Origin of the sequence: Curtobacterium sp. MCBD17_003 (genome assembly GCF_003234885.2) — a bacterium.
In the GTDB taxonomy this organism is placed as follows: Bacteria; Actinomycetota; Actinomycetes; order Actinomycetales; family Microbacteriaceae; genus Curtobacterium.
The window spans coordinates 1,543,872-1,567,381 of the sequence record NZ_CP126275.1; the positions used below are offsets into that span (position 1 = coordinate 1,543,872).

Here is a 23,510-nt window from a genome sequence, read left to right on the forward strand (position 1 = left end):
CTGTCGCGGCGCTGTCTGGTTGACTGGGCCGGATGACTCCGATGGTACCGACGGCGACGCAGGACACCGCGAACCTCGCCGACGTGGTGCCGGCCTGCCTGACCGCACTCGGCCACCCTGGACCGGCGCTCGCGGGGCTCGGTCGGGAGGCCCGGATCCGGCTCCGTCCCGCCCGGTCCGCGATCGTCGTGCTCGTCGACGGACTCGGTGCGAACGCCGTGCGGGCGCGCGCCGGTCACGCGCGGTTCCTCGCCGCCGAGAAGCGCCGGCTGCGGAGCGGATTCCCCACGACGACCGCAGCCGCGCTCACGACGCTGAGCACGGGTGCGACGCCCGGGACGCACGGCGTCGTCGGGTACAGCGGGTTCGACCCGGGCTCGGGCCGCGTGGTCAACCTGCTCAGCGGTTGGGACACCGAGGTCCCCGCGGGGTGGTTGCTCGTCCCGACGCTGTTCGAGCGGGCCGTGGCCGACGGGCTCGTGGTGCGGTCGGTCGGGCCGGCGCGATACCGGACGTCGGGGTTCACCGCGAACGTCCTGGCGGGCGCGGACTACGTCGACGCCGACACCATCCCCGCCCGGGTGGACGCCGCGCTCGAGGCGGTCGCCGACGGGCCGGCCACGCTCGTCTACCTGTACGTGCCGGAGCTCGACTCGATCGCCCACAAGCGCGGCTGGCAGTCGGACCGGTGGACGAGTGCGCTCGAGGCCCTCGACGCCGAACTGGCCCGGCTCGCGGCGACGCTCCCGGCCGATGTCGGCCTCGTCGTCACCGCGGACCACGGCGTGCTCGACGTCCCCGACGAGGCGAACGTCGCCATCGCTCCCGACCTGCTCGAACCGGTCGTCGGGTTCGCGGGGGATCCGCGCTGCCGACAGCTCACCCTGGCGCCGGGGACCGACGTCGACGCCACCGTGCGCGCGTGGCGGGAGCGCGTCGGCAAGCGCGCGTGGGTGGCGAGCCGCGACGAGGCGATCGCTGCCGGGTGGTTCGGGGCGGTCACCGACCCGGTCCGGGCGCGACTCGGCGACGTCGTGGTCGCCGCTCGCGGTCAGTGGGCGTTCAACGACGACCGCGAGGCCGGCGAACACCCCCGGCGGATGCTCGGCCAGCACGGATCGATGTCGGACGACGAGACCTACGTCCCGCTGCTCCTCGCGGGGGCGTTCGCCACCTGAGGTCGGGGTGCCGGATCAGGCCAGGTCGTCGTCCGGCCGCGTGCCGAACACGATCTCGTCCCAGCTCGGCATCGCCCGTCGGCTCCGCTTCTTCCGGTCCGGTCGGCCTCCGTCGGGCTGCTCCGCGGTGGAGCCGGACTCGTCCGCCCGGGGCGCGGACGACGGGCGGCCGCCGTCGCCCACCGGGTCGTCGACCCCGTCGGCGTCGCCGACCTCGCCGGGAGCGAGGGTGTCGAGCGGGATGTCCACGACGGTCACCGACCGGCGCTGCCGGTCGTCCCCGCGGCGGTCGTCCGAGTGGTCGCCGAACGTGGCGGCCTCGCGCTCACCGCGCCGGCGCCGCAGCGCCTCGAGCAGGTCGGCGGTCTCGTTCCCCGGGCCCCGTTCCTCGACGGCCGGCGCGCCGATGCGCGGCAGCGGTGCGCGGAGTGGCGGACGGTCGGCGGCCTCCCGGTCCGGTGCCGGACGCTGGTCGGTCTCGACCCGGAACGCGCCGGAGTCGAACCGGGTGGACGCGCTGTCCTCGGGCTCCGGATCGACGGCGCGGAGCCGAGGGGTGAGGCCCTCGTCGTCGTCCTCGCGCGACAGGCGGTGCGCGTCGCCGTTGTCGGGCGTCAGCGTCGAGGTCTTCGGGTCGAAGCGCCACTGCGCGTCGTGCTCGACCTCGTCCGCGATGTAGTGGACCTGCACCTGCCAGCCGTGCTCGACGTCCTTCCGGCTGGACCAGCGGACGTCGGTGGCGTCGCCGGCCTCGAGCCGCGCGGTGATGGCGTCACCGAAGACCTCGGGTGCTCCGGCTTCGCCCGTGACGGAGACGCGTCGGGCGGCGTCGAGCACGAACGACCGCTCGGCCATCACCGGCCCCTCGAACCGACGGACGTCCTCGACCTCGACGCCCATGAGCTCGGCGACCTGCTCGCTGCTCAGCCCGGCGCGGATGCGCGCCTGGATCTCCTTGGGCGGGATCCGGCGGTGCGGCTCGCCCTCGGCGGGGCTCGCCTGGCGGACCTGGCCGGACAGCGAGGGGGTGACCGCGAGCCGGTACTCGCTCCCGGAGTCGGTCGCGAGGAGGATCGCGCCCGGTTCCACACCGATGACTCTCACGTCTTGCATCTGTCCGCCTTCCCGTGCATGCGTACAGTCCGGAAGTGTGCCACCCGCCCGACCCCGCGACCGGGACGTCGTGGGCGTGCCGCGCGGAAACGTCGTCGGCCTCGTGTCCGTGGCCGGCCGCTGACGCCGGTGCCGACGATGGCGTGAAGACGGGCTGGAAGCGGGAATGCGCAGCCGGCCCGACGGGTTGCACCGCCTGCTGGAGCACCGGATCGCACGGTTTGCGAATCATCGGTACTTGATGCAAACTGTCGCCGCCGATCCCGGCGACGACCCCTCTCAACGAGAACGGATGGGCATGGCCACCGACTACGACGCCCCTCGGAAGACCGACGACGACTCCGAGTCGATCGAGGCACTGAAGGAGCGCGTCCCCGACAAGATGTCGGGTGTCGTGGACGTCGACGACGCCGACAACCCCGGCAGCTTCGAACTCGCCGGACAGGACCTCTCCGACGTCGACCTCGACGTCGTCGTGCTGCCGCCGCAGGTGGACGAGTTCACCTGCGTCGAGTGCTTCCTCGTGAAGCACCGCTCGCAGCTCGACCACGAGACGAAGCTCGGTCCCGTCTGCATGGAGTGCGCCTCGGCGTAGTCCACACCCCGCACGTCGAACGGCGCCGGATCCCGATCGGGATCCGGCGCCGTTCGTCGTCCTCCGGACCGGCGCCGTTCGTCGTCCTCCGGACCGGCGCCGTTCGTCGTCCTCCGGACCGGCGCCGTTCGTCGTCCTCCGGACCGGCGCCGTTCGTCGTCCTCCCGACCGGTCAGCGTCCGAGGGCCGCGACGACCTGGTCGGGGTGCCGCACGGACACCAACCAGTACGGGGTCGGGTCCTGCGCGTCGGCGACCTCGACCTTGACCACGCCGTGGACGTAGCCACGGAAGAGCGTCCATGCACGCGCGTCCAACGTCGGCCCGCGCTCGCGGGTCGCCGCGCTGCCGTCGTACCCCTGCACCGCGCCGACCGCGCTCCGCGGCAGGTGCGCGCGGCCCGCCCGGAACTCGTCCTCCGTCACCTCGACGATCGGTGCGAGCAGCCAGAGCATGACGAGGACCGCGAGCTCCATGCTGATCGCGACGACGACGCCGACGGTGGTGTTGATGGGCAGGAACACGAGCAGGCTGGCGGGGATCACCAGCGCGGTCGCGAGGTAGAGGGTCGGGGGAGCCCAGAGTCGTTCGCGGTACACGGTCACCCCCCTATTCGACCACGCCGTGTGCACTACCCTCGTCACGTGACCGAGCCCCTCGACGTGCCATGGACCGGGGCGGACGCCCCTCGGTTCGCCCACCCGGGAGACGCCGGAGCCGACCTCGTCTCCACCGAGGCGGTGGTGCTCGCCCCCGGTGAGCGTCGACTCGTCGGCACCGGCGTACGGATCGCCCTGCCCGACGGGTACGCCGGGTTCGTGGTGCCGCGGAGCGGTCTGGCCGCCAAGCACGGGATCACGATCGTCAACGCGCCCGGCACGATCGACGCCGGGTACCGCGGGGAGCTCAAGGTCGCCCTGCTCAACACGGACCAGCGCGAGTCGTACTCGGTGGCGGTGGGGGACCGCATCGCCCAGCTCGTCGTGATGCCCGTGCCCGCCGTGCGGTTCGTCGCCGTCGACGAGCTCCCGGACAGCGTCCGCGGACACGGCGGATTCGGGTCGTCCGGGTACGGTACGGCGGTGGACGTGAGCGTGGCGGCCGCCCCCACGACGGAGGGCGCGGCGGACGGCACGCGACCCGGAACGGACGACCAGGAAGGAGCCGGCGCATGAGGATCGGCAGGGGCAAGAAGGGCACCGAGCCCGCCGAGGAGGTCGAGCTCGCCTCGACCACGCCCGAGGTGGACATCGCGGACGAGGCCGACGAGGCGCTCGACGAGGTCGTGACGGTCGAGCCGACGGCGAAGTCGGCTCCTGCGGACCGCGAGGAGAACGGGCCGCTCGACGAGACCGAGGCGAATCCCGTGCGTCCGTACGTCGACCTCGGCGGGGTGAAGATCCTGCCGCGTGAGGGCCTCCACCTCCGCCTCGAGGTCGAGGAGGGCTCGCAGCGGGTCGTCGCGGTCGGTCTCGACTTCGAGGAGTCGACGCTCCAGGTGCAGCCGTTCGCCGCGCCCCGGACGACGGGGCTCTGGCACGAGATCCGCGCGCAGATCGCCGAGCAGATCGGTCGGCAGGGTGGCGTGGCGACCGAGGTGGACGGGCCGCTCGGCCCGGAGCTCCGCGCGGACGTCCCGGTGGTCGGCGAGGACGGCGTCACCGACGGGCTGCGGACCGCGCGCTTCGTCGGGGTCGACGGGCCCCGCTGGTTCCTCCGCGGTGTGATCGCCGGCAAGGCGGCGGAGGACCCCGAGGCCGCGACCGAGATCGAGGACCTGTTCCGGAGCGTGGTCGTCGTCCGTGGGACGAGTCCCATGCCGCCCCGCGACCTCATCCCGCTCCACATGCCGAAGACGATGCCGACCGCGACGATCTGATGACGTCGGACCCGAGCGCCCCGCTCCCCGAGGACCACGCCACAGACCACGCCGACGCGCTGTCGTTGTCGGCGCAGCTGCGTGACGCGGTCGCGCGGGCCGGCATCGCGCGGGTCGCTCCGGGCGAGGCGCCATCGGGCCGGGCGCTCGTCGCGGCGGTCGGCGGGGTGCGCGGACTGGCCGAGTCGATCCTCCCGGGGTTCGCGTTCCTGATCGTGTTCGCCGTCACGCACCAGCTCGTGCCGAGTGTCGTGGTCCCCGTGCTCGTCGGGCTCGTGTTCGTCGGGCTGCGGCTCGTGCAGCGTCAGCCGCTCGTCACCGCGCTCTCCGGGATCCTCGGCGTCGCGATCTCCGCCGGCCTGTCGCTGTTCACCGGGCGCGCCGAGAGCAACTTCGTGCCGGGCATCGTCGTGAACGCGGTGTCCCTGGCCGTGTTGCTCGCCACCCTCGTGGCCCGACGGCCGCTCATCGGGATCGTCGTGGGGCTCCTGCTGCCGGAGGGCGACCACTGGCGCAGCGACCCCGGCAAGCGCCGTGTGCTCACCGTGGCGACCTGGCTCTGGGCGGGGCTGTTCGCGGTGCGGCTCGCGATCGAGGTCCCGCTCTACCTCGCCGCGCAGGTGGAGCTCCTGGCCGGCATCAAGCTCGTCACCGGGGTACCGCTCTACGCGGCGATGCTCTGGGTGACGTGGCTGCTCGTCCGCTCCGTGTTCGGGCAGGTCGCCGACGGCGGCACCGGGGACGTCGACGCCGCCGGAGGCCCCGACCGCGTGTAGCATCTGTCTCGACATCGAGACATCTCGGGCCCGCGACGGAGCGGGCCCGACCAGCAAGGGAGGCGGCACGATGGCTGCGTTGAACAGCTTCGGTTCGAAGGACGTCCTCACGGTCGGGGGTGTCGACCACGCGTTCCACCGCATCGACACCGTGCCCGGACACGAGCGACTCCCGTACAGCCTGAAGGTCCTGCTCGAGAACCTGCTCCGCACCGAGGACGGCGCGAACGTCACCGAGGCGCAGATCCGCGCGCTCGGCTCCTGGGTGCCGACCGCGGAACCCGACACCGAGATCCAGTTCACGCCCGCGCGCGTGGTGATGCAGGACTTCACCGGCGTGCCGTGCATCGTCGACCTCGCCACCATGCGTGAGGCGATGGCGGAGATCGGCGGGGACCCGACGAAGATCAACCCCCTCGCACCGGCCGAGCTCGTCATCGACCACTCGGTGATCGCCGACCTCTTCGGGCGTGCTGACGCGCTGAAGGTCAACACGGACATCGAGTACGAGCGGAACGGCGAGCGGTACCAGTTCCTCCGCTGGGGGCAGACCGCGTTCGAGGACTTCAAGGTCGTCCCGCCGGGCACCGGCATCGTCCACCAGGTGAACATCGAGTACCTCGCCCGTGTCACCTACACGCGCGAGATCGACGGCGAGCTGACGGCCTACCCGGACACCCTCGTCGGCACCGACTCGCACACCACGATGGTGAACGGACTCGGCGTCCTCGGGTGGGGCGTCGGCGGCATCGAGGCCGAGGCGGCGATGCTCGGTCAGCCGGTGTCGATGCTCATCCCGAAGGTCGTCGGGTTCAAGCTGTCCGGTGCGATCCCGGCCGGCGTCACCGCGACCGACGTCGTCCTGACGATCACCCAGATGCTCCGGAAGCACGGCGTGGTCGGCAAGTTCGTCGAGTTCTACGGCGAGGGCGTCGCCCAGGTGCCGCTCGCGAACCGCGCGACGATCGGCAACATGAGCCCCGAGTTCGGGTCGACCGCCGCGATCTTCCCGGTCGACGACGTCACGCTCGAGTACCTGCGCCTCACCGGGCGCGAGGAGTCGCAGATCGCCCTCGTCGAGGCCTACTCGAAGGCGCAGGGCCTCTGGCACGACCCCTCGGTGGAGCCGGCGTACTCCGAGTACCTCGAGCTCGACCTCTCGACGGTCGTGCCGTCGATCTCCGGACCGAAGCGCCCCCAGGACCGGATCGAGCTCTCGGTCGCCAAGGACCAGTTCGAGGTCGACCTGGCGAACTACGCCACGATGACGCCGTCGGAAGAGGACAAGGCCGTCGCCGACTCGTTCCCCGCGTCGGACCCGGTGGCCGCCGCGCCCGGCGACGAGCACGCCGTCCAGGACGACGCGGACGCCCAGCCGTCGGAGGTCCCGCTCCACGCCGCCAGCGCGCCGAACACGGCGTCGAAGCCGGTCCGGGTGGCGCTCGACGGCGGCGACGCGTTCACGATCGACCACGGCGCGGTCGCCATCGCCGCGATCACGTCGTGCACGAACACGTCGAACCCGTCGGTCATGCTCGCGGCCGGGCTCCTCGCCCGGAACGCCGCGAAGAAGGGCCTGAAGTCGAAGCCGTGGGTCAAGACCACGCTCGCGCCCGGGTCGAAGGTCGTCACGGACTACTACGAGAAGGCCGGGCTCACCGGGTACCTCGAGGACCTCGGGTTCTACACGGTCGGCTACGGCTGCACCACGTGCATCGGCAACTCCGGCCCGCTGCCCGACGAGATCTCGCAGGCGGTGCAGGACAACGACCTCGCCGTGACCGCGGTGCTCTCCGGCAACCGGAACTTCGAGGGGCGCATCAACCCCGACGTCAAGATGAACTACCTGGCGTCCCCGCCCCTCGTGATCGCGTACGCGCTGGCCGGGTCCATGCACTTCGACTTCGACGCGGACGCGCTCGGCACGGACCAGTCGGGGGAGCCGGTGTACCTCAAGGACATCTGGCCCGACGCGGCCGAGGTGCAGGAGGTCATCGACCACTCGATCGACACCGGGATGTTCACGCACGAGTACGCCTCGGTGTTCGAGGGCGACGACCGCTGGAAGTCCCTGCCGACGCCGACCGGTGACACGTTCGAGTGGGACGCCGAGTCGACCTACGTCCGGAAGCCCCCGTACTTCGAGGGCCTGACGATCGAGACCACCCCGGTGTCGGACATCAGCGGCGCCCGGGTGCTCGCGAAGCTCGGCGACTCCGTCACGACCGACCACATCTCGCCCGCCGGGTCGATCAAGGCGGACAGCCCCGCCGGGCACTACCTCGCCGAGCACGGGGTGGACCGGAAGGACTTCAACTCGTACGGGTCGCGCCGCGGCAACCACGAGGTGATGATCCGCGGGACGTTCGCGAACATCCGGCTCAAGAACCTGCTGCTGGACGGCGTCGAGGGCGGGTACACGCGGGACTTCACGACCCCGGAGGGTGCACAGGCGTTCATCTACGACGCGTCGCAGCACTACCAGGCGCAGGGTGTCCCGCTCGTGATCCTCGGCGGCAAGGAGTACGGCTCCGGGTCCTCCCGCGACTGGGCGGCGAAGGGCACGAACCTGCTGGGCGTCCGTGCTGTGATCGCGGAGAGCTTCGAGCGCATCCACCGCTCGAACCTCATCGGCATGGGTGTCGTGCCGCTGCAGTTCCCGGCGGGCGAGACCGCGGACTCGCTCGGACTCGACGGCACCGAGGTCGTGTCGATCTCGGGGCTCGAGCAGCTCAACGACGGGACGACCCCGCGCACCGTGCACGTCACCGCGACGCCGAGTGAGCACTCGCCCGCAGGTGCCCAGCCCGTCGAGTTCGACGCGGTGGTGCGCATCGACACCCCCGGCGAGGCCGACTACTACCGCAACGGCGGCATCCTGCAGTACGTGCTCCGCTCGCTCGTCTAGGTGACCGGTGGACGGACGGGAGGGAGGGTGCGACTGGCACCGTCCCTCCCGTCCGTCCAGGTCACCATCTGCGCGACGAGCCCCGCGCCGCCCGCAACCAGACCGTTCTGCGGTGGCGCGAATACACTGAGCGTTCGCCCACGAAAGGAGCGTCCGTGAGCCTGTTGTCCGGCATCCGGTCGCCACGCGACCTGAAGCGTCTGTCCGACACCCAGATGGTCGAGCTCGCAGCGGAGATCCGCACGTTCCTCGTGGCCGAGGTGGCGAAGACGGGCGGGCACCTCGGGCCGAACCTCGGCGTGGTGGAACTCACCCTCGCCATGCACCGGGTGTTCGACTCGCCGCACGACCCCATGGTGTTCGACACCGGGCACCAGTCGTACGTCCACAAGCTCATCACGGGGCGACAGGACTTCAGCGGCCTGCGGACCCAGGGCGGTCTCGCCGGGTACCCGCAGCGATCCGAGTCCGAGCACGACATCGTCGAGTCCTCGCACGCGTCGTCGTCGCTGTCGTGGGCGGACGGCATCTCGCGGGGGTTCCAGCTCACCGGGCAGAGTGATCGCACCGTCGTGGCCGTGGTCGGTGACGGCGCGCTCACCGGCGGCATGACGTGGGAGGCCCTCAACAACATCTCGGACGACAACGACCGCCGTCTCGTCATCGTCGTCAACGACAACGGCCGCTCCTACGCGCCGACGATCGGCGGCATGGCGCGGTTCCTCAACCAGGTGCGGACGCGGCGTGAGTACCGCGAGATGTACGAGCGCACCCAACGCTTCGCGAGCCACTTCGGGCATCCCGGACGCGCCGTGTACCGGGGACTCCGGGGCGGCATGCACGGGTTCCTGTCGCGGTTCACGAACAACGAGGCGCTGTACTCGAACCTCGACATCAAGTACATCGGACCGGTCGACGGCCACGACGAGCGCGCGCTCGAAGCCGCGTTCCGGCAGGCGAAGGACTACGGGACGCCGGTCATCGTGCACGCGATCACGGAGAAGGGGCACGGCTTCGAGCCCGCGCTCCGTGACGTCGCCGACCAGTTCCACGCCGTCGGGCACATCGACCCCGAGACGGGCGAGTCGCTCGAGAGCGCGAGCGCCGGACCCGCCTGGACGGACGTGTTCGCGGAGGCACTCGCGCAGGCCGGCGACGACGACGAGCGCATCGTCGCGATCACCGCGGCGATGCTCCGGCCGACGGGACTGCACCGGTTCCAGGAGCGGCACCCGGAGCGCGTGTACGACGTGGGGATCGCCGAGCAGCACGCCGTCACCACGGCAGCGGGGCTCGCGTTCGGCGGACTGCACCCGGTCGTGGCGCTCTACGCGACGTTCGTGAATCGCGCGTTCGACCAGGTCCTCATGGACGTCGCCCTGCACCGCGCCGGCGTGACCTTCGTGCTCGACCGCGCCGGCGTCACCGGTCCGGACGGGCCGAGCCACCACGGCATGTGGGACCTCGCGATCCTGCAGGTCGTCCCGGGCATCCGCATCGCTGCGCCCCGTGACGCCAGCACCCTCCGCGAGGAGTTCCGCGAGGCCGTCGCCGTCGACGACGCCCCGACCGTCGTGCGGTTCCCGAAGGGCGCGGTCGGGCCGGACATCCCCGCGGTGCACCGCCTCGCGGACGGCGTGGACGTGCTCCGGTCGGCCTCGGACTCGTCGGACGCCGAGGACGTCCTCATCGTCGCGGTCGGGGCGATGGCACCGATCGCGCTCGACGTAGCCGCGCTCCTCGAAGCGCAGGGCATCGGCGCCACGGTGGTCGACCCGCGATGGGTCGTGCCCATCGCGACCTCGCTCGTCGACCTCGCGCGCGACCACCGGCTCGTCATCACGCTCGAGGACGGCGTCCGCGTCGGGGGCATCGGCACGCGCCTGCGGCAGGACCTCCGCGCGGCCGGGGTCGACACCGCGGTGAACGAGCTCGGGCTGCCCGACGCGTTCATCGACCACGCGTCGCGGTCCCAGATCCTCGAGCAGGTCGGACTGTCGGCACAGGCGATCGCGCGGGACGTGATCGACCAGGTCGTGGGCACGAAGCTGCCGAAGGCGAAGCCCGCCCCCGCTCGCGAGTCGTCGGGCTCGGCGCAGCGCTGACGGCGGCGGGGTCCCCGACCGCCGTCGCACCGCCGGGTGCCGGTCGCACCGGGGCATCCCGGTGTTCGAACGGGATGCCCCGGTGCGACGCGGCCGGAGCGACGCTCAGCGGGAGGCCGGACCCACGATCCGCGGGTCGTGGAACGTGCCGCCGAACACCCGCTCGGACGCGCCGACCCGGTCGAGGTACGGGCTGATGCCGCCCGAGTGGAACGGGTACCCGGCGCCGAGGATCAGCCCGAGGTCGATGTCCTCGACGGCGGAGACGACGCCCTCGTCGAGCATGCGGTGGAGCTCGTCCGCGAGGCCGTCCTCGAAGCGTCGCTGGATCTCGGCCGCGGTCGACGGTGTCGCGTCCTTCTTCGCGGGCGCGACGAGTTCCACCGCCGCCCGGTCGTACCCGGTCACGGCGCCCTTCTTGTCGCGCGTCGTGATGGCACCGTGCTCGGCGAGCCGCCGGAGTCCGTCGCCCGGCCAGTAGCGGTCGGGGAACGCCTGGTGGTGGGAGTCGAGCACGTGGGCGCCGACGGGCAGACCGACGAGTTCGAGCAGCTCGAACGGCGACATCGGGAGGCCGAGCGGTGCGGCGCCCTCGGCCACGACCTCGAACGGGGTGCCCTGCTCGACGCCGCGCATCGCCTCGCCGAGGACCCGGGCGAGCACACGGTTCACGACGAAGCCGGGGGCGTCCGCCGTGATGATCGCGGTCTTCTTCAGCGTCCGCGCGACGGCGAGTGCGGTCGAGACGGCCTCGTCCGACGTCCGGGGTGCGCGGACCACCTCGACGAGCGGCATGACCGCGACCGGGTTGAAGAAGTGGAAGCCGACGAGGCGGTCCGGGTGCTCGAGCGCGTCGGCCATGGCCTCGACCGAGAGCGACGACGTGTTCGTGGCGAGGATCGCGTCCGGGGCGACGATCTGCTCGACCCGGCGGAGGACGTCCTGTTTGACGCCGAGTTCCTCGAACACGGCCTCGATGACCCAGTCCGCGTCGGCGAACGGCTCGAGGGACACCGTGCCGGAGACGAGGCCCACGATCCGGTTGGCGTCGTCGGGCGAGATCCGTCCCTTGCCGAGCAGCGCGTCGACCTCGCTGCGGATCCGGGCCACCCCGGCATCGACGCGGCCCTGGTCGAGGTCGGTGATGACCACGGGCACACCGAGACGGCGGGCGAACAACAGCGCGAACTGCGACGCCATGAGTCCGGCACCGAGCACGCCGACCTTCGTGATCGTCCGCGGAGCGGCCTCGGGTGCGCCGACCGGACGCTTGGCCCGCTTCTGCACGAGGTCGAACGCGTACATCGACGCGGCGAACTGGTCGCCGCTGATGAGGTCCGCGAGGGCGTCGTCCTCGGCCGCGAACCGGTCGTCGAGGCTGCCGGAACGGGCGGCGGCGACGAGGTCGAGAGCGACCCGGGGCGAGCGCGGCACGGTGCCGATCCGGCCCGTGACCTGCCCTCGGGCGACCTTGACGACCGTGCCCCAGGTGGCCTTGGCGAGGGTGCCCGGCTCGTTCGGGCGCTGCACCGTCACCCGACCGGACAGCACGCCGTCGGCCCAGCGCAGCGCATCGGTGAGGAACATCGCCGAGGGCACGAGCGCATCGCCGATGCCGAGTTCGACGGCGGTGGGCCCGTCCATGAGCCGGTTGTTCTTCAGCGGGTTCTCCACGATGACGCGGAGCGCGCGCTCGGGCCCGATGAGCCGCGGGAGCAGCGTCGCGCCGCCCCAGCCGGGGATGATCCCGAGGAACACCTCGGGCAGCCCGATGCCCTGCGCCGCGGACGAGAACACGCGGTAGGTGCAGTGCAGCGCGACCTCGAGTCCGCCGCCGAGGGCCATCCCGTTGACGAAGGCGAACGACGGCACGCCGAGGTCGCCGAGCCGCCGGAGGGTGTCGTGTCCGAGCCGGGCGAGCGCGTGCGCGGTCTCGCGGTCCGGCACGCGGGAGGCCTGGGAGAGGTCGGCGCCGGCGGCGAGGCAGTACTGCTTGCCCGTGATGGCCGCGGCGCGGATCGTGCCGGCGGCGGCGTCCGCGCGCACCTGGTCGAGCGCCTCGCCGAGCGCCCGGAGCGACCGCGGGCCGAGCGTGTTGGGGCGTTTGTGGTCCTTGCCGTTGTCGAGCGTGATGAGCGCCAGACGGCCTCCGGAGGGCAGCGCCACGTGCTTGACGTGGGCGTTCGTGACGACCTCGTCGGCCGCGAGCGCCTCGAGTCGGTCGAGCACGGCCTGGTCCGGTGCCGCGGTGGCGTTCGTGCCGGTCGTGGTCATGTCAGGCCGCCTTCCGTGCCGCGCTGCGCGAGAAACCCGGGTTCTCCCAGACCACCGTGCCGCCCTGCCCGAGTCCGATGCACATCGTCGTGATCCCGTACCGGACCTCGGGGTGCTCGGCGAACTGGGCGGCGAGCTGGGTCATGAGCCGGACACCGCTCGACGCGAGGGGGTGGCCGACCGCGATGGCCCCGCCCCACGGGTTCACCTTCTCGCTGTCCTCCGGGATGCCGTAGTTGTCGAGGAACGCCAGGACCTGCACGGCGAACGCCTCGTTGATCTCGAACAGCCCGATGTCGTCGATCGACAGCCCGGCCTTCCGGAGCGCCTTGTCCGTCGCCGGGACGGGTCCGACGCCCATGACCTCGGGGTCGACGCCGGCGAACGCGAACGACACCATGCGCATCTTCGTCGGGAGTCCGTGCTGCTTCGCGCCGTCCTCCGAGGCGAGGAGGCTCATGGTGGCGCCGTCGTTGAGGCCGGCGGCGTTGCCGGCGGTGACCCGTCCGTGGGGCCGGAACGGTGTCCCCAGCGCGGCCAGGGCCTCCAGGGTGGTGCCGGGCCGCGGCGGTTCGTCGCGGTCGACGACGTCCCAGCCCGATCCGGTCGCGACCGCGACGGGGACGAGGTCCGGCTGGAGCTTCCCGGCCTCCCACGCCGCCTGGTACCGCTGCTGGGAGCGGACGGCGTAGGCGTCGGTGCGGTCCTTCGTGATCGCGGGGAACCGGTCGTGCAGTCGTTCCGCGGTGTTGCCCATGACGAGTGCGTCGCCCGCGACCATGCGCTCGGCGAGGAACCGGGGGTTCGGGTCGACCCCGAAACCCATCGGGTGCCGACCCATGTGCTCGACCCCGCCGGCGATCGCGACGTCGGCGGCGCCGAACGCGATCGCCCCGGCCAGGGTTGTCACGCTCGTCATCGCGCCGGCGCACATCCGGTCGATCGCGTACCCGGGAACCGACTTCGGGAGGCCCGCGAGCATGCCGACCGTGCGGCCGAGCGTCAGCCCCTGGTCGCCCTGCTGCGTCGTCGCGGCGACCGCGACGTCGTCCACGGCGGCGCCGTCCAGCGACGGGTTCCGGTCGAGCAGGCCACGCATCGCGTGCGTCGCGAGGTCGTCCGCCCGGGTGTTCCAGAACACGCCCTTCTCGCCGGCACGTCCGAACGGGGTCCGGACACCGTCCACGAAGACGACGTCTGATGCCTTGGTCACATGAGCCTCCTGATCTTCCTCGATCATCGCCGACGCTATGCCGGGCGCGACCCCGGAGCGAGTCGGTTGGCCGGTTCCTACGAGGCGGACTCGCCACCCGGCTCGTCGGCCTGTCCGGCTGCCACAAACGCGGCGGCGATGCGGTCCGCGGTCTCCTCGATCTGCCATGGGCGGGCGTCGAGCGCGGCCAGGGCGTCGGCGACGGTCTCGGGCGTCACGGGCGAGGGGGGCTCCCACGCGAGCGTCCGGAGGGTGTCCGGAGTGAGCAGGTTCTCGACCGGGAGCACGAGCTCCTCGGCGCGCGCCACGACCGCCGGTCGCGCCGCCTTGTACCGCCGATCGGCCGCGGGGTTGCGGTCCGACCACGCGCGCGGCGGCGGGAGGGACGGCTCACCCGTCCCACGCACCGAGGGGAGGTCCGTGGTCGCCCGGCCCTCCTCGACGGCGGCCCACCACCGGTCGAGTTCGCTGCGGCTCGCGCGTCCGGAGAACGTCTTGACGGCACCCAGCTCGCGCTTCGACGACGGGTTCGCGGCCGCGGCGGCGATGATCGCCGAGTCCGGGATCGTGCGCCCGGGCGCGACGTCCGCTGCCTGGGCGTAGGCGTCACGCGCCTGCCAGAGCGCCCGTGCGATCGCGAGGGACCGCTGTCCGCGGAGCGTGTGCAGCCCCGAGAGCCGACGCCAGGGCTCCGCGCGCGCGGGCTTCGGCACGCGCGTCAGGACCGCCGCGAACTCCTGTTCGGCGATGCGGGCCTTGCCGGACCGTTCGAGGCGCTCGGCCATCTCGTCGCGGAGGTCGACGAGGAGCTCGACGTCGAGGGCCGCGTACACGAGCCACGCCTGGGGGAGCGGACGTGTGGACCAGTCGGCGGCGGAGTGCTCCTTGGCGAGGTGGATCCCGAGGAGCTCCTCGACGACCGCGCCGAGGCCGACGCGGCTGAGCCCCGCGAGCCGCGCTCCGAGCTCGGTGTCGAAGATGCGCCGCGGCACGAGCCCGACCTCGCGGAGGCACGGCAGGTCCTGGCTCGCGGCGTGGAACACCCACTCCTCGTCCCCGATGACCTCTTGGAGCGCGGCGAACGCGTCGGCGTCCTCGGCCCGGATCGCGATCGGATCGAGCAGGAACACCCCGGCACCGCGGCGGTAGACCTGGATCAGGTAGGCGCGCTGGGAGTACCGGTAGCCGCTCGCGCGCTCGGCGTCGACCGCGACCGGACCGTGACCGGCGGCGATGTGCGCGACGGCTTGCCGGTACGCCGCGAGGTCCTCGATGACGCGGACGGTCGCGTGGGAGTCCTCGACGCCGGGGTCCGTTCCGTCGGGCGTCGTGCGCTGGTCAGTCACGGGCGAGCCGCCTCGGGGCGAGGAGGGTGACGCCGTCCGACGACGGTGGGAGTCCGGCGAGCATCGCGACGATGTCCTCCCAGGCCCGCACGTGCGCCGTGAGGTCGTCATCGGTCGGGCTCCACGAGGCACGGAGCTCGAGCTGGGCGCCGTCGCCCTGGGCGCTCAGCTCGCCGTAGCCGCGCGAGATGATCTTGGTCGCCGTGCCGGAGGCGTGGTCGTACGCGGCACCGTGCGCCGCGAGGGCGTCGACGAGCCAGCTCCACGTGACGTCGGCGACGAACTCGTCCACCCCGATCTCGGGCTCGAGGGGCGCCTGGGCGAACGTGACGACGCGGAACGGGCCGTACCAGCCCTCGGGCTCCGCCGGGTCGTACATGGCGATGAACCGACCGGTGCCGAGGTCGGAGTCGACCCCGTGAGCGATTCCCGAGACGTCGGCGGCCAGCGCGAGGGAGTGCGGCGCCACCCGGCTCGGCGACGGGATCTCGGTCACGGTCGTCTCCGACCGGGTCGAGCCCTGGGCCACGAACGCCCGCAGGCGCGCGAACGCCTCGGGTTCCGCGGTCGGTGCAGGGGTATCGGACACCTCTGCAGACTAGGCTCCGGAGCCGGGACCGGGAGGGGCGGCACGCCGTCCGTCGGTCTGCTCGGCAGGGAGGACGCGTGCGATGACCGGAACGACGTCGTCGGCGCGCCTCGCGAGGAGTGTCCTCACGGTCGGTCGCGGCGCCGGCACGGTCACCCTCGGACGCACCGTGACCTACGCGGCGACGGCCGCCCGGACCTGCCGCTGCACCCGGCCGAGCATGCCGACCATGCCGCGGATCCGCAGCGGGCTCACGGCCTCGCTGAGTCCGAGCGTCAGCGGGTAGTCCGCCGGCACCGCCAGGACCTCGTCCGAGGTCAGTCCGCTGAGTCCCTGCGCGAGGATCGACGCGAAGCCGCGGGTGGTCGGGGCCTCGCGCGGAGCCGTGGCGTGCATCGTGACCACGCCGTCGTCGACCGTGACGAAGATGAACACGGGGGACTGGCACTCCTCGACGCGCTCGAGCAGATCCGGGTGCTCGGCGTACTCCTGCGGCAGCGCCGGGAGTTCGTCCGAGAACTCGAGCAGCAGCTGCAGGCGGTCCTGGAGCCCCAGCGCGAGGAAGTCGTCGCGGATCGTGGCGAGCGACGCGGGCAGCGTGTCGGTCATCGGGTCCGTCCCGCCGGGATGTCGCCCGGCTCGGTGCCCGTCGCGATCGGCACGCGCACCGCGCTGCCCCACTCGGTCCAGGAGCCGTCGTAGTTCTTGACGTCCTGGATCCCGAGCAGGTGCGTGAGCACGAACCAGGTGTGGCTCGACCGCTCGCCGATGCGGCAGTAGGCGATCACGGCGTCGTCGTCGCCGATGCCCGCACCGTCGCGGTACACGGCGTCCAGCTCGGCCCGAGGACGGAACGTGCCGTCCGGCGCCGCCGCGGTCGCCCACGGGATGTTCGTGGCGGTCGGGATGTGGCCGGCGCGCAGCGCGCCCTCCTCCGGGTAGTCCGGCGCCGTGGTGCGCTCACCCGAGTACTCGGCGGGGCTCCGGACGTCGATCAGGGGCTCGCCGAGGTGCGCGAGAACGTCCTCCTTGAAGGCGCGGACGGCGCTGTCCCGCCGCTCGACCACGGGGTACTCGACCGGCGTCACCTCGGTCCGGTCCGTCGTCATGGGGCGACCCTCGGCCACCCACTTCGCCCGCCCGCCGTCGAGCAGACGGACGTCCTCGTGCCCGAAGAGGGTGAAGACCCACAACGCGTACGCGGCCCACCAGTTGTTCTTGTCACCGTGGATGACGACCGTCGTGTCGCGCGCGATCCCCTTGCCGCCGACCAGGCGCGCGAACGCCTCGCCGTCGATGTAGTCGCGCTGCACCGGGTCGTTCAGGTCGGTGTGCCAGTCGATCTTGACGCTGCCGGGGATGTGGCCGGTCTCGTACAGGAGCACGTCCTCGTCGGACTCGACGACGACGAGGTCGTGCTGACCGGGTTCCGCGGCCGTCAGCCGTTCGGCGAGCCACGCGGTCGACACGAGTCGCTCGGGGTGGGCGTACGCGGCGAACTGCTCGGACGGGTCGACCGGGGCGGTCATGGGTACCTCCTGGGCCCCTCGGGGCCGGTTCGGATCGTGCGGGTGGACATCGGACGCGGATAGCATCGATGGGCGGCGCCCGGACAACGCTACGCGTCCGCACCGTCCGTGGTCGATCAACGTGACGACGGGTGACGCTGTTCCCGATCCCTCGACGGAAGGTCCGCCCAGCATGCCGAACGACGCCGTCGGGACCCTGCCGCGTCTGGCGGACCGGGACCCCGTCGTCACGCCGGAGCAGATGGCCGCGGCGCTCGTCCCGCCGCCGCAGTTCGCCGACGCGTCGTTCGCCTCGTACCGACCCGACCCCGACTTCCCGTCGCAGGCCGAGGTCCGCGACGCCGTCGAGCGGTTCGTCGCCGACCGGCCCGTGTCCGCCCGCCGCGGACTGTTCGGCCGTCGGCGTCCCGCACCCGAGCCGACGACGTCGGGCGTGTACCTCGACGGCGGCTTCGGTGTCGGCAAGACCCACCTGCTGGCGGCGGCGTACCACGCGGAGACCGGCCGCCGGACGTTCGGGACGTTTATCGAGTACACGGCACTCGTCGGTGCGCTCGGGTTCCAGGGCACCGTGGACCTGCTCACGGGCACGGCGCTCGTGTGCATCGACGAGTTCGAGCTCGACGACCCGGGCGACACCATGATGATGACCCGGCTGATCCGGGAACTCGCCGAGCGCGGTACCCGCATCGCGGCGACGTCGAACACCCCGCCCGGGGCCCTGGGCGAGGGCCGGTTCGCGGCGCAGGACTTCCTCCGGGAGATCCAGGCGATGGCGGACCGGTTCACCACGCTCCGCATCGACGGGCTCGACTTCCGCCGCCGCTCCACCGACGAGACCGCCGCGACCGTCGACGACGTCGCCGCGGTCCTCCGCGCCCTGCCGGGAGGCCAGGCGCGCGTCACCGAGGACCGGTTCGCCGACCTCGTCGCGCACCTCGGGACGGTGCACCCCTCGCGGTACGTCGCGATGGTCGAGGGGCTCGACGCGGCCGGCCTCGTCGACGTCGTGCCGTTCACCGACCAGACCGACGCGCTCCGGTGGGTCGCGCTCGTGGACCGCCTGTACGACGCCCAGGTGCGGCTCGTGGCGTCCGGCACTCCGCTCGACCAGGTGTTCCCGGAGTCCATGCTCTCGGGTGGGTACCGCAAGAAGTACCTCCGTGCCGCGTCGCGCGTGGTCGCGCTGACGCGCGTCTGAACGCCGCTCCGGCGCGTCGGCTGCGCGTCGGCACCTGTTCGGGGGAGGTCCTCGGCTGCTGTCGAGCGCCGCGCCAGCCTGCCGAAACACAACGTTCACACGGCGGCGCGTCGTGTTACATCCGTGAAACACGCCGTGCTCCGGAGTGAAACCTCTCGTCGCCACACTGGTCCCACCCGAGGCGGGCCCGTCAGACGCGGACAGCGCCGCCGACGCGGTCCACAGCAACAGAGAGGTGAACAGATGCTCAACCAAGGTCAAACGGCCTTCATCTTGATCATGGCGGCGCTGGTGTTGTTCATGACGCCGGGCCTCGCGTTCTTCTACGGCGGCCTGGTCAAGGCGAAGAGCGTCATCAGCATGATGATGATGTCCTTCGGCGCGATCGGTCTCGTGAGCGTCCTGTGGGTGCTGTACGGCTACGCGATCTCGTTCGCGAACACCGGCCCCGGCACCCACGTCGTCGGCAAGGTCGGGTTCTTCAGCATCGACCTCAACCAGCTCGGTCTCGGCCAGGCGTTCGAGCAGTCGCAGGCGTCGACGCTCCACGCCACGTACCCCGACCTCGCGTTCGTCGGGTTCCAGGCCACGTTCGCGATCATCACGGTCGCGCTCATCTCCGGCGCCATCGCCGACCGCGCCAAGTTCGGCGCGTGGATGATCTTCTCCGGCATCTGGGTGACCCTCGTCTACTTCCCGGTCGCCAGCTGGGTGTTCAACCTCAAGTCCGGCATGTTCGCCACGTGGGGTGTCATCGACTTCGCCGGTGGCACGGCGGTCCACATCGACGCCGGTGCCGCGGGCCTCGCCCTCGCGATCGTGCTCGGCCGCCGCGTCGGGTTCGCCAAGGGCGCCCACAAGCCGCACAACCCCCCGTTCGTCCTGCTCGGCGCCGGCATCCTCTGGTTCGGCTGGTTCGGGTTCAACGCCGGGTCCGAGGGCGCCGCGGACGGCATCGCCTCGCTCGCGTGGATCAACACGCTCGCCGCACCCGCCGCCGCCGTGCTCGGCTGGCTCATGATCGAGAAGATCCGCGACGGCAAGGCCACCTCGGTCGGCGCGGCGTCGGGCGCCGTCACCGGTCTCGTCGCGATCACGCCCGCCTGTGCCGCGCTGACGCCCGGCTGGGGCGTCGTCCTCGGGTTCGTCTCGGGCATCATCTGCTGCTTCGCGATCGACTGGAAGTACCGCCTCGGTTTCGACGACTCGCTCGACGTCGTCGGCGTCCACCTGGTCGGCGGCATCGTCGGCACGCTGTGGCTCGGGTTCTTCGCGAACACCACCGGCCTCATCTACTCCGGCTCGTTCGTGCAGCTCGGCAAGCAGGCCACCGCGGCCGGCGTCGTGCTCGTCTACTCGTTCGTCCTCGCCTTCGTCATCGGCTGGATCGTCGAGAAGACCATCGGGTTCCGCGTCCGCGCCGAGGACGAGGTCGCGGGCATCGACACCGCCGTCCACGGCGAAGAGGGCTACGTGCTCTACGAGGAGGCCGACCGCACCCCGGTCTCCGTCCGCTGACCCACGCGACACGCACGACGCCCCCGGCTCCGCGCCGGGGGCGTCGTCGTGTCCGGTGGCAGACTGACGCGGTGACCACGACGACACCGCCCACGCTCGCGAACTTCCGTGAGGTCGGCGGACCCGGGTTCCAGGCGGGGCGAACCCGCACCGTCTACCGCTCGAACACCGAGGACGTGCCGGCCACCGCCTACCCCGTCGTGCTCGAGACGGTCGTGGACCTGCGCCGCGGCGACGAGGTCGCCGCGCTCGCGCACCCGCTCCGCGCGGCCGCGGGCTACCGGAACGTGCCGCTGTTCGACCCCGCGGCCGGTGAGGAGTCGGCCCCCGACGCCCTCGAGCTCCGCGACCAGTACGTGGACTGGCTCGTGCGGCACCGAGCGACGATGCTCCTCGTGTTCCGCGCCCTGGCCGAGACCGAGGGCGACGTGCTGGTCTGTTGCTCCGCGGGCAAGGACCGCACCGGCGTCGTCAGCGCGTTGCTCGCCCGGCTCTGGGGTGCGGACCTCGACCGCATCGGCGCGGACTACGCCGCGACCGGGGCGGCGCTGGCGGACCGTTTCGCCCGCGAACGCGCCGAGGCTGCCGACGCCGAGCACTTCGACCGGAACGCCCGATCGGAGGCCGCCACGGCCGTCGCGGTCGTCGAGCACGTGGAGGAGCGGTTCCTGTCCGTCCGCGGCTACCTACGCTGGCTCGGGCTGAGCGACCGCGAGGTCGACCGGCTCTGACCCGGATCCGACCTGGCACCGCACCCAGGACCGCGAGATCGCACAGCACCGCGAGGTCGCACAGCACCGCGAGATCGCGGAAGATGCCGCCCCGGAGTGTTCCAGAGCGGCATCTCCTGCGATCTCGCGGATTGGGTCCTGGGTCCCGGATCCCGGAGCCGGGCCCCGGGCATCGGCCGGGTCAGCCCGTCACGGCACGTCGGCGCCGTCGGCACGGTCGCCGCCCGGTGCCTCCTGGTCGTCCTGCTGGGTGCCGGAGGACGCGTCGCCGGCCGCATCGGCCGCGCCGACCATCGCGTCGCCGCCGCGCGCGTCGTCACCGAGTGCGGCCAGAGCGCTCTGCTCCTGCTCGCCCCGGTCCTCCCGGTCGAGGCCGGACGAGCCGTCCTCGGCGCGACCCATCTGCTCCGGGTGCTGGTCCATGTGCCGGTCGCCCGACTCGGATGCCTCGTGCTGCAGGCTCGCACCCACGCTCGCGGCACCCTCGTTCATCCCGCCGCGGTCGTTCACCATGTCGTCGTCCTCTCCGTGGTCCAGGCCACGTGCCGTGTGTCCGCTGTGGTCGTGATCACCAGGCGTAGTCCTCCGGGGACGTCTTGTGCCCCGGGAAGATCTCGTCGAGGCGGTCGAGCGCCGCCTGGTCGAGGTGGATGTCCACGGATGCCACCGCCGACTCGAGCTGCTGCATCGTCCGCGGGCCGGTGATCGGCGCGGTCACGCCCGGCTGGTGGAGCAGCCACGCGAGCGCGAGCTCGCCCGGCGCGTGGCCGATCTCCTTCGCGAACGCCTCGTACTGCTCGATCGCGGGTCGGTTCGCCTCGAGGGCCTCCTTCGCGCGACCCTCCAGCCGGCGCGAGCCCTCCTCGGTCTTCTCGATGACGCCACCGAGCAGACCGCCCTGGAGCGGCGACCAGGGGATCATCCCGAGGCCGTACGCGCGCGCGGCGGGCAGGGTCTCGCGCTCGACGTCGCGGACGAGCAGGTTGTAGATCGACTGCTCACTGACGAGGCCGACGAAGTTCCGGCGCGCGGCGGCCTCCTGCGCCTGGGCGATGTGCCACCCGGCGAAGTTGCTCGACCCGGCGTACAGGACCTTGCCCTGCTGGACGGCGACCTCCATCGCCTGCCAGATCTCCTCCCAGGGCGTCTCCCGGTCGATGTGGTGGAACTGGTACAGGTCGACGTGGTCCGTCTGCAGCCGGCGGAGCGAGTCGTCGAGCTGACGACGGATCGCCAGGGCCGAGAGCTTCGACTCGTTCGGCCAGTCGCCCATGTCGCCGTACAGCTTGGTCGCGATGACCGTGCGTTCGCGGCGGCCGCCGCCCTGCGCGAACCAGCGGCCGACGATCTGCTCGGTGACGCCCTCGCCCTTCTGCCAGCCGTACACATTGGCGGTGTCGAAGAAGTTGACGCCGAGGTCGTGGGCGCGGTCCATGATCGCGAACGAGTCCTCTTCGCTCGTCTGTGGTCCGAAGTTCATGGTGCCGAGCACGGCGCGGGAGACGGACAGGCCGGTGCGTCCGAGGTGTGTGTATTCCATGCCTCCGGGTCTACGCCTCCCGCTGAGCGCGGGCCCAGGAGCAGCGGACCAGCCTGGGTGCCGTGCGTCCGCCACGCATCGCCAACGGACGCCGACGGAGCAACGACAGGAGAGGACCACATGAGCGACCAGCAGCAGCCCCCGCAGCAGCAGGACACCCCCGGCAGTGAAGCCGAGCTCGGCCCCAAGGCGGACCACGGCGAGCAGTCGTACAAGGGCTCAGGCAGGATGACCGGCAAGCGTGCCGTCATCACGGGCGGCGACAGCGGCATCGGCAAGGCCGTGGCCATCGCGTTCGCCCGCGAGGGCGCCGACGTGCTCATCAGCTACCTCCCGGACGAGGAGGAGGACGCCCAGGACACGAAGCACTGGATCGAGGACGCCGGCCGGAAGGCCGTCCTGTTCCCCGGTGACCTGTCCGACCCGGCGTACTGCCGCTCCGTGATCGCGACGGCGGTCGAGGAGTTCGGCGGGCTCGACGTACTCGTCAACAACGCCGCGTTCCAGATGACGCACGAGACGCTCGAGGAGATCCCCGACGAGGAGTGGGACCACACCATCGCCACGAACCTCAGCGCCTACTTCCACCTCGCGAAGGCCGCCCTGCCGCACATGGAGGCGGGCGCGTCGATCATCGGCACGAGCTCGGTCAACTCAGACAACCCCGTGCCGACGCTCCTGCCCTACGACGTGACGAAGGCCGGCATCGCGAACTTCTCGGCCGCGCTCGCGCAGCTCGTCGGGTCGCGCGGCATCCGCGTGAACAGCGTCGCGCCCGGGCCGATCTGGACGCCGCTCATCCCGTCGACGATGCCCGAGGAGCAGGTCGAGTCGTTCGGGTCGCAGGCGCCGCTCGGTCGCGCCGGCCAGCCCGCGGAACTCGCCCCGGTGTACGTGCTCCTCGCCAGTGACGACGGCAGCTACGTCTCCGGTGCCCGCATCGCCGTCACCGGCGGCACGCCGATCCTCTGATCCGCGACCACGGGACGGACGGGAGGCGCGACACCGGGCCGGTG

At 72.0% G+C, this 23,510-nt stretch carries 21 protein-coding genes; 11 read left to right on the top strand and 10 right to left on the bottom strand.

The features are described 5' to 3' along the window. The first annotated feature begins 32 nt into the window (after positions 1–32). Positions 33–1,178 carry an alkaline phosphatase family protein gene (locus DEI88_RS07315; protein WP_220038157.1) on the top strand — a complete coding sequence of 382 codons (1,146 nt, stop codon included), beginning with the start codon at positions 33–35 and terminating at the stop codon, positions 1,176–1,178. A gap of 15 nt (positions 1,179–1,193) precedes the next feature. Here DEI88_RS07315 and sepH read toward each other — a convergent pair whose 3' ends face one another. Then, on the bottom strand, positions 1,194–2,291 hold the full coding sequence (gene sepH, locus DEI88_RS07320) for a septation protein SepH (RefSeq protein ID WP_111008802.1): 1,098 nt from the start codon (positions 2,289–2,291) through the stop codon (positions 1,194–1,196). Positions 2,292–2,589: 298 nt separating this feature from the next. On the opposite strand from sepH, the gene DEI88_RS07325 reads away from it, so the two are divergent. Continuing rightward, a complete protein-coding gene (locus DEI88_RS07325) occupies positions 2,590–2,886 on the top strand; it encodes a DUF4193 domain-containing protein (RefSeq protein ID WP_111008960.1) in 297 nt (98 codons plus the stop codon). 172 nt (positions 2,887–3,058) lie between these two features. On the opposite strand, the gene DEI88_RS07330 is transcribed toward DEI88_RS07325, so the two are convergent. Next, positions 3,059–3,490: a DUF3093 domain-containing protein gene (locus DEI88_RS07330; protein ID WP_111072095.1), complete on the bottom strand. Its 432-nt coding sequence runs from the start codon at positions 3,488–3,490 to the stop codon at positions 3,059–3,061. 39 nt (positions 3,491–3,529) lie between these two features. Here DEI88_RS07330 and dut point away from each other — a divergent pair, with 39 nt between their 5' ends. The 5 genes from dut to dxs all read left to right on the top strand — a co-directional run bounded on the left by dut (position 3,530) and on the right by dxs (position 10,553). Further along, positions 3,530–4,060 (top strand): dUTP diphosphatase, encoded by a 531-nt coding sequence (gene dut, locus DEI88_RS07335; protein WP_111008804.1) that lies wholly within the window; start codon positions 3,530–3,532, stop codon positions 4,058–4,060. Then, positions 4,057–4,764, top strand: coding sequence for a DUF3710 domain-containing protein (locus tag DEI88_RS07340; RefSeq protein WP_111008805.1), 708 nt, complete (start codon positions 4,057–4,059; stop codon positions 4,762–4,764). Before dut ends, DEI88_RS07340 begins: the two co-directional genes overlap by 4 nt. Next, the gene (locus DEI88_RS07345; RefSeq protein WP_111008806.1) at positions 4,764–5,540 is read left to right on the top strand and encodes a DUF3159 domain-containing protein; all 777 of its coding nucleotides are present in this window, start codon (positions 4,764–4,766) and stop codon (positions 5,538–5,540) included. Before DEI88_RS07340 ends, DEI88_RS07345 begins: the two co-directional genes overlap by 1 nt. Before the next feature lie 70 nt (positions 5,541–5,610). Then, on the top strand, positions 5,611–8,448 hold the full coding sequence (locus DEI88_RS07350; RefSeq protein ID WP_111072096.1) for an aconitate hydratase: 2,838 nt from the start codon (positions 5,611–5,613) through the stop codon (positions 8,446–8,448). 155 nt (positions 8,449–8,603) lie between these two features. Continuing rightward, on the top strand, positions 8,604–10,553 hold the full coding sequence (gene dxs, locus DEI88_RS07355) for a 1-deoxy-D-xylulose-5-phosphate synthase (RefSeq protein WP_111026032.1): 1,950 nt from the start codon (positions 8,604–8,606) through the stop codon (positions 10,551–10,553). 105 nt (positions 10,554–10,658) lie between these two features. Here the strand turns inward: dxs and DEI88_RS07360 are convergent, their stop codons facing one another. From DEI88_RS07360 to DEI88_RS07385, 6 genes are all read right to left on the bottom strand, one after another. Then, entirely contained in the window at positions 10,659–12,827 is a 2,169-nt protein-coding gene (locus DEI88_RS07360) for a 3-hydroxyacyl-CoA dehydrogenase NAD-binding domain-containing protein (RefSeq protein ID WP_111072097.1), read from the bottom strand. A 1-nt stretch (position 12,828) separates the two neighbouring features. After that, positions 12,829–14,040: a thiolase family protein gene (locus DEI88_RS07365; protein ID WP_111008810.1), complete on the bottom strand. Its 1,212-nt coding sequence runs from the start codon at positions 14,038–14,040 to the stop codon at positions 12,829–12,831. Positions 14,041–14,117: 77 nt separating this feature from the next. Beyond that, a complete protein-coding gene (locus tag DEI88_RS07370) occupies positions 14,118–15,386 on the bottom strand; it encodes an HRDC domain-containing protein (RefSeq protein ID WP_502866976.1) in 1,269 nt (422 codons plus the stop codon). After that, the gene (locus tag DEI88_RS07375) at positions 15,379–15,975 is read right to left on the bottom strand and encodes a DUF3000 domain-containing protein (RefSeq protein WP_146243985.1); all 597 of its coding nucleotides are present in this window, start codon (positions 15,973–15,975) and stop codon (positions 15,379–15,381) included. The genes DEI88_RS07370 and DEI88_RS07375 overlap by 8 nt, the downstream gene beginning before the upstream one ends. 174 nt (positions 15,976–16,149) lie before the next feature. Next, complete coding sequence (locus DEI88_RS07380; RefSeq protein ID WP_111008812.1) at positions 16,150–16,584, bottom strand: SufE family protein; 435 nt, start codon at positions 16,582–16,584, stop codon at positions 16,150–16,152. Next, positions 16,581–17,504, bottom strand: coding sequence for a sulfurtransferase (locus tag DEI88_RS07385; RefSeq protein ID WP_111012495.1), 924 nt, complete (start codon positions 17,502–17,504; stop codon positions 16,581–16,583). The genes DEI88_RS07380 and DEI88_RS07385 overlap by 4 nt, the downstream gene beginning before the upstream one ends. Before the next feature lie 172 nt (positions 17,505–17,676). On the opposite strand from DEI88_RS07385, the gene zapE reads away from it, so the two are divergent. The 3 genes from zapE (at position 17,677) to DEI88_RS07400 (ending at position 20,954) form a co-directional block, all read left to right on the top strand. After that, a complete protein-coding gene (gene zapE / locus DEI88_RS07390) occupies positions 17,677–18,705 on the top strand; it encodes a cell division protein ZapE (RefSeq protein ID WP_111072099.1) in 1,029 nt (342 codons plus the stop codon). A 243-nt stretch (positions 18,706–18,948) separates the two neighbouring features. Then, the gene (locus tag DEI88_RS07395) at positions 18,949–20,223 is read left to right on the top strand and encodes an ammonium transporter (protein ID WP_111012494.1); all 1,275 of its coding nucleotides are present in this window, start codon (positions 18,949–18,951) and stop codon (positions 20,221–20,223) included. Positions 20,224–20,294: 71 nt separating this feature from the next. Continuing rightward, positions 20,295–20,954, top strand: a complete 660-nt coding sequence (locus DEI88_RS07400; protein WP_181434640.1) for a tyrosine-protein phosphatase — start codon at positions 20,295–20,297, stop codon at positions 20,952–20,954. A gap of 189 nt (positions 20,955–21,143) precedes the next feature. On the opposite strand, the gene DEI88_RS07405 is transcribed toward DEI88_RS07400, so the two are convergent. Then, positions 21,144–21,467, bottom strand: a complete 324-nt coding sequence (locus DEI88_RS07405) for a hypothetical protein (RefSeq protein WP_111008817.1) — start codon at positions 21,465–21,467, stop codon at positions 21,144–21,146. A 55-nt stretch (positions 21,468–21,522) separates the two neighbouring features. Further along, the gene (locus DEI88_RS07410) at positions 21,523–22,494 is read right to left on the bottom strand and encodes an aldo/keto reductase (protein WP_111012491.1); all 972 of its coding nucleotides are present in this window, start codon (positions 22,492–22,494) and stop codon (positions 21,523–21,525) included. A gap of 120 nt (positions 22,495–22,614) precedes the next feature. Here DEI88_RS07410 and DEI88_RS07415 point away from each other — a divergent pair, with 120 nt between their 5' ends. Next, a complete protein-coding gene (locus DEI88_RS07415; RefSeq protein WP_111072101.1) occupies positions 22,615–23,466 on the top strand; it encodes an SDR family oxidoreductase in 852 nt (283 codons plus the stop codon). The last annotated feature ends 44 nt before the right edge of the window (positions 23,467–23,510 follow it).

Excerpts from the sequence above, each read along its gene's own strand:
- DEI88_RS07340 (WP_111008805.1), top strand. The coding sequence starts at position 4,057 with ATGAGGATCGGCAGGGGCAAGAAGGGCACCGAGCCCGCCGAGGAGGTC.
- DEI88_RS07385 (WP_111012495.1), bottom strand. The coding sequence starts at position 17,504 with ATGACCGCCCCGGTCGACCCGTCCGAGCAGTTCGCCGCGTACGCCCAC.
- DEI88_RS07410 (WP_111012491.1), bottom strand. The coding sequence starts at position 22,494 with ATGGAATACACACACCTCGGACGCACCGGCCTGTCCGTCTCCCGCGCC.
- DEI88_RS07415 (WP_111072101.1), top strand. The coding sequence starts at position 22,615 with ATGAGCGACCAGCAGCAGCCCCCGCAGCAGCAGGACACCCCCGGCAGT.
- DEI88_RS07395 (WP_111012494.1), top strand. The coding sequence starts at position 18,949 with ATGCTCAACCAAGGTCAAACGGCCTTCATCTTGATCATGGCGGCGCTG.
- DEI88_RS07315 (WP_220038157.1), top strand. The coding sequence starts at position 33 with ATGACTCCGATGGTACCGACGGCGACGCAGGACACCGCGAACCTCGCC.
- zapE (WP_111072099.1), top strand. The coding sequence starts at position 17,677 with ATGCCGAACGACGCCGTCGGGACCCTGCCGCGTCTGGCGGACCGGGAC.
- DEI88_RS07350 (WP_111072096.1), top strand. The coding sequence starts at position 5,611 with ATGGCTGCGTTGAACAGCTTCGGTTCGAAGGACGTCCTCACGGTCGGG.
- DEI88_RS07345 (WP_111008806.1), top strand. The coding sequence starts at position 4,764 with ATGACGTCGGACCCGAGCGCCCCGCTCCCCGAGGACCACGCCACAGAC.
- DEI88_RS07325 (WP_111008960.1), top strand. The coding sequence starts at position 2,590 with ATGGCCACCGACTACGACGCCCCTCGGAAGACCGACGACGACTCCGAG.
- sepH (WP_111008802.1), bottom strand. The coding sequence starts at position 2,291 with ATGCAAGACGTGAGAGTCATCGGTGTGGAACCGGGCGCGATCCTCCTC.
- DEI88_RS07360 (WP_111072097.1), bottom strand. The coding sequence starts at position 12,827 with ATGACCACGACCGGCACGAACGCCACCGCGGCACCGGACCAGGCCGTG.
- DEI88_RS07380 (WP_111008812.1), bottom strand. The coding sequence starts at position 16,584 with ATGACCGACACGCTGCCCGCGTCGCTCGCCACGATCCGCGACGACTTC.
- DEI88_RS07405 (WP_111008817.1), bottom strand. The coding sequence starts at position 21,467 with ATGGTGAACGACCGCGGCGGGATGAACGAGGGTGCCGCGAGCGTGGGT.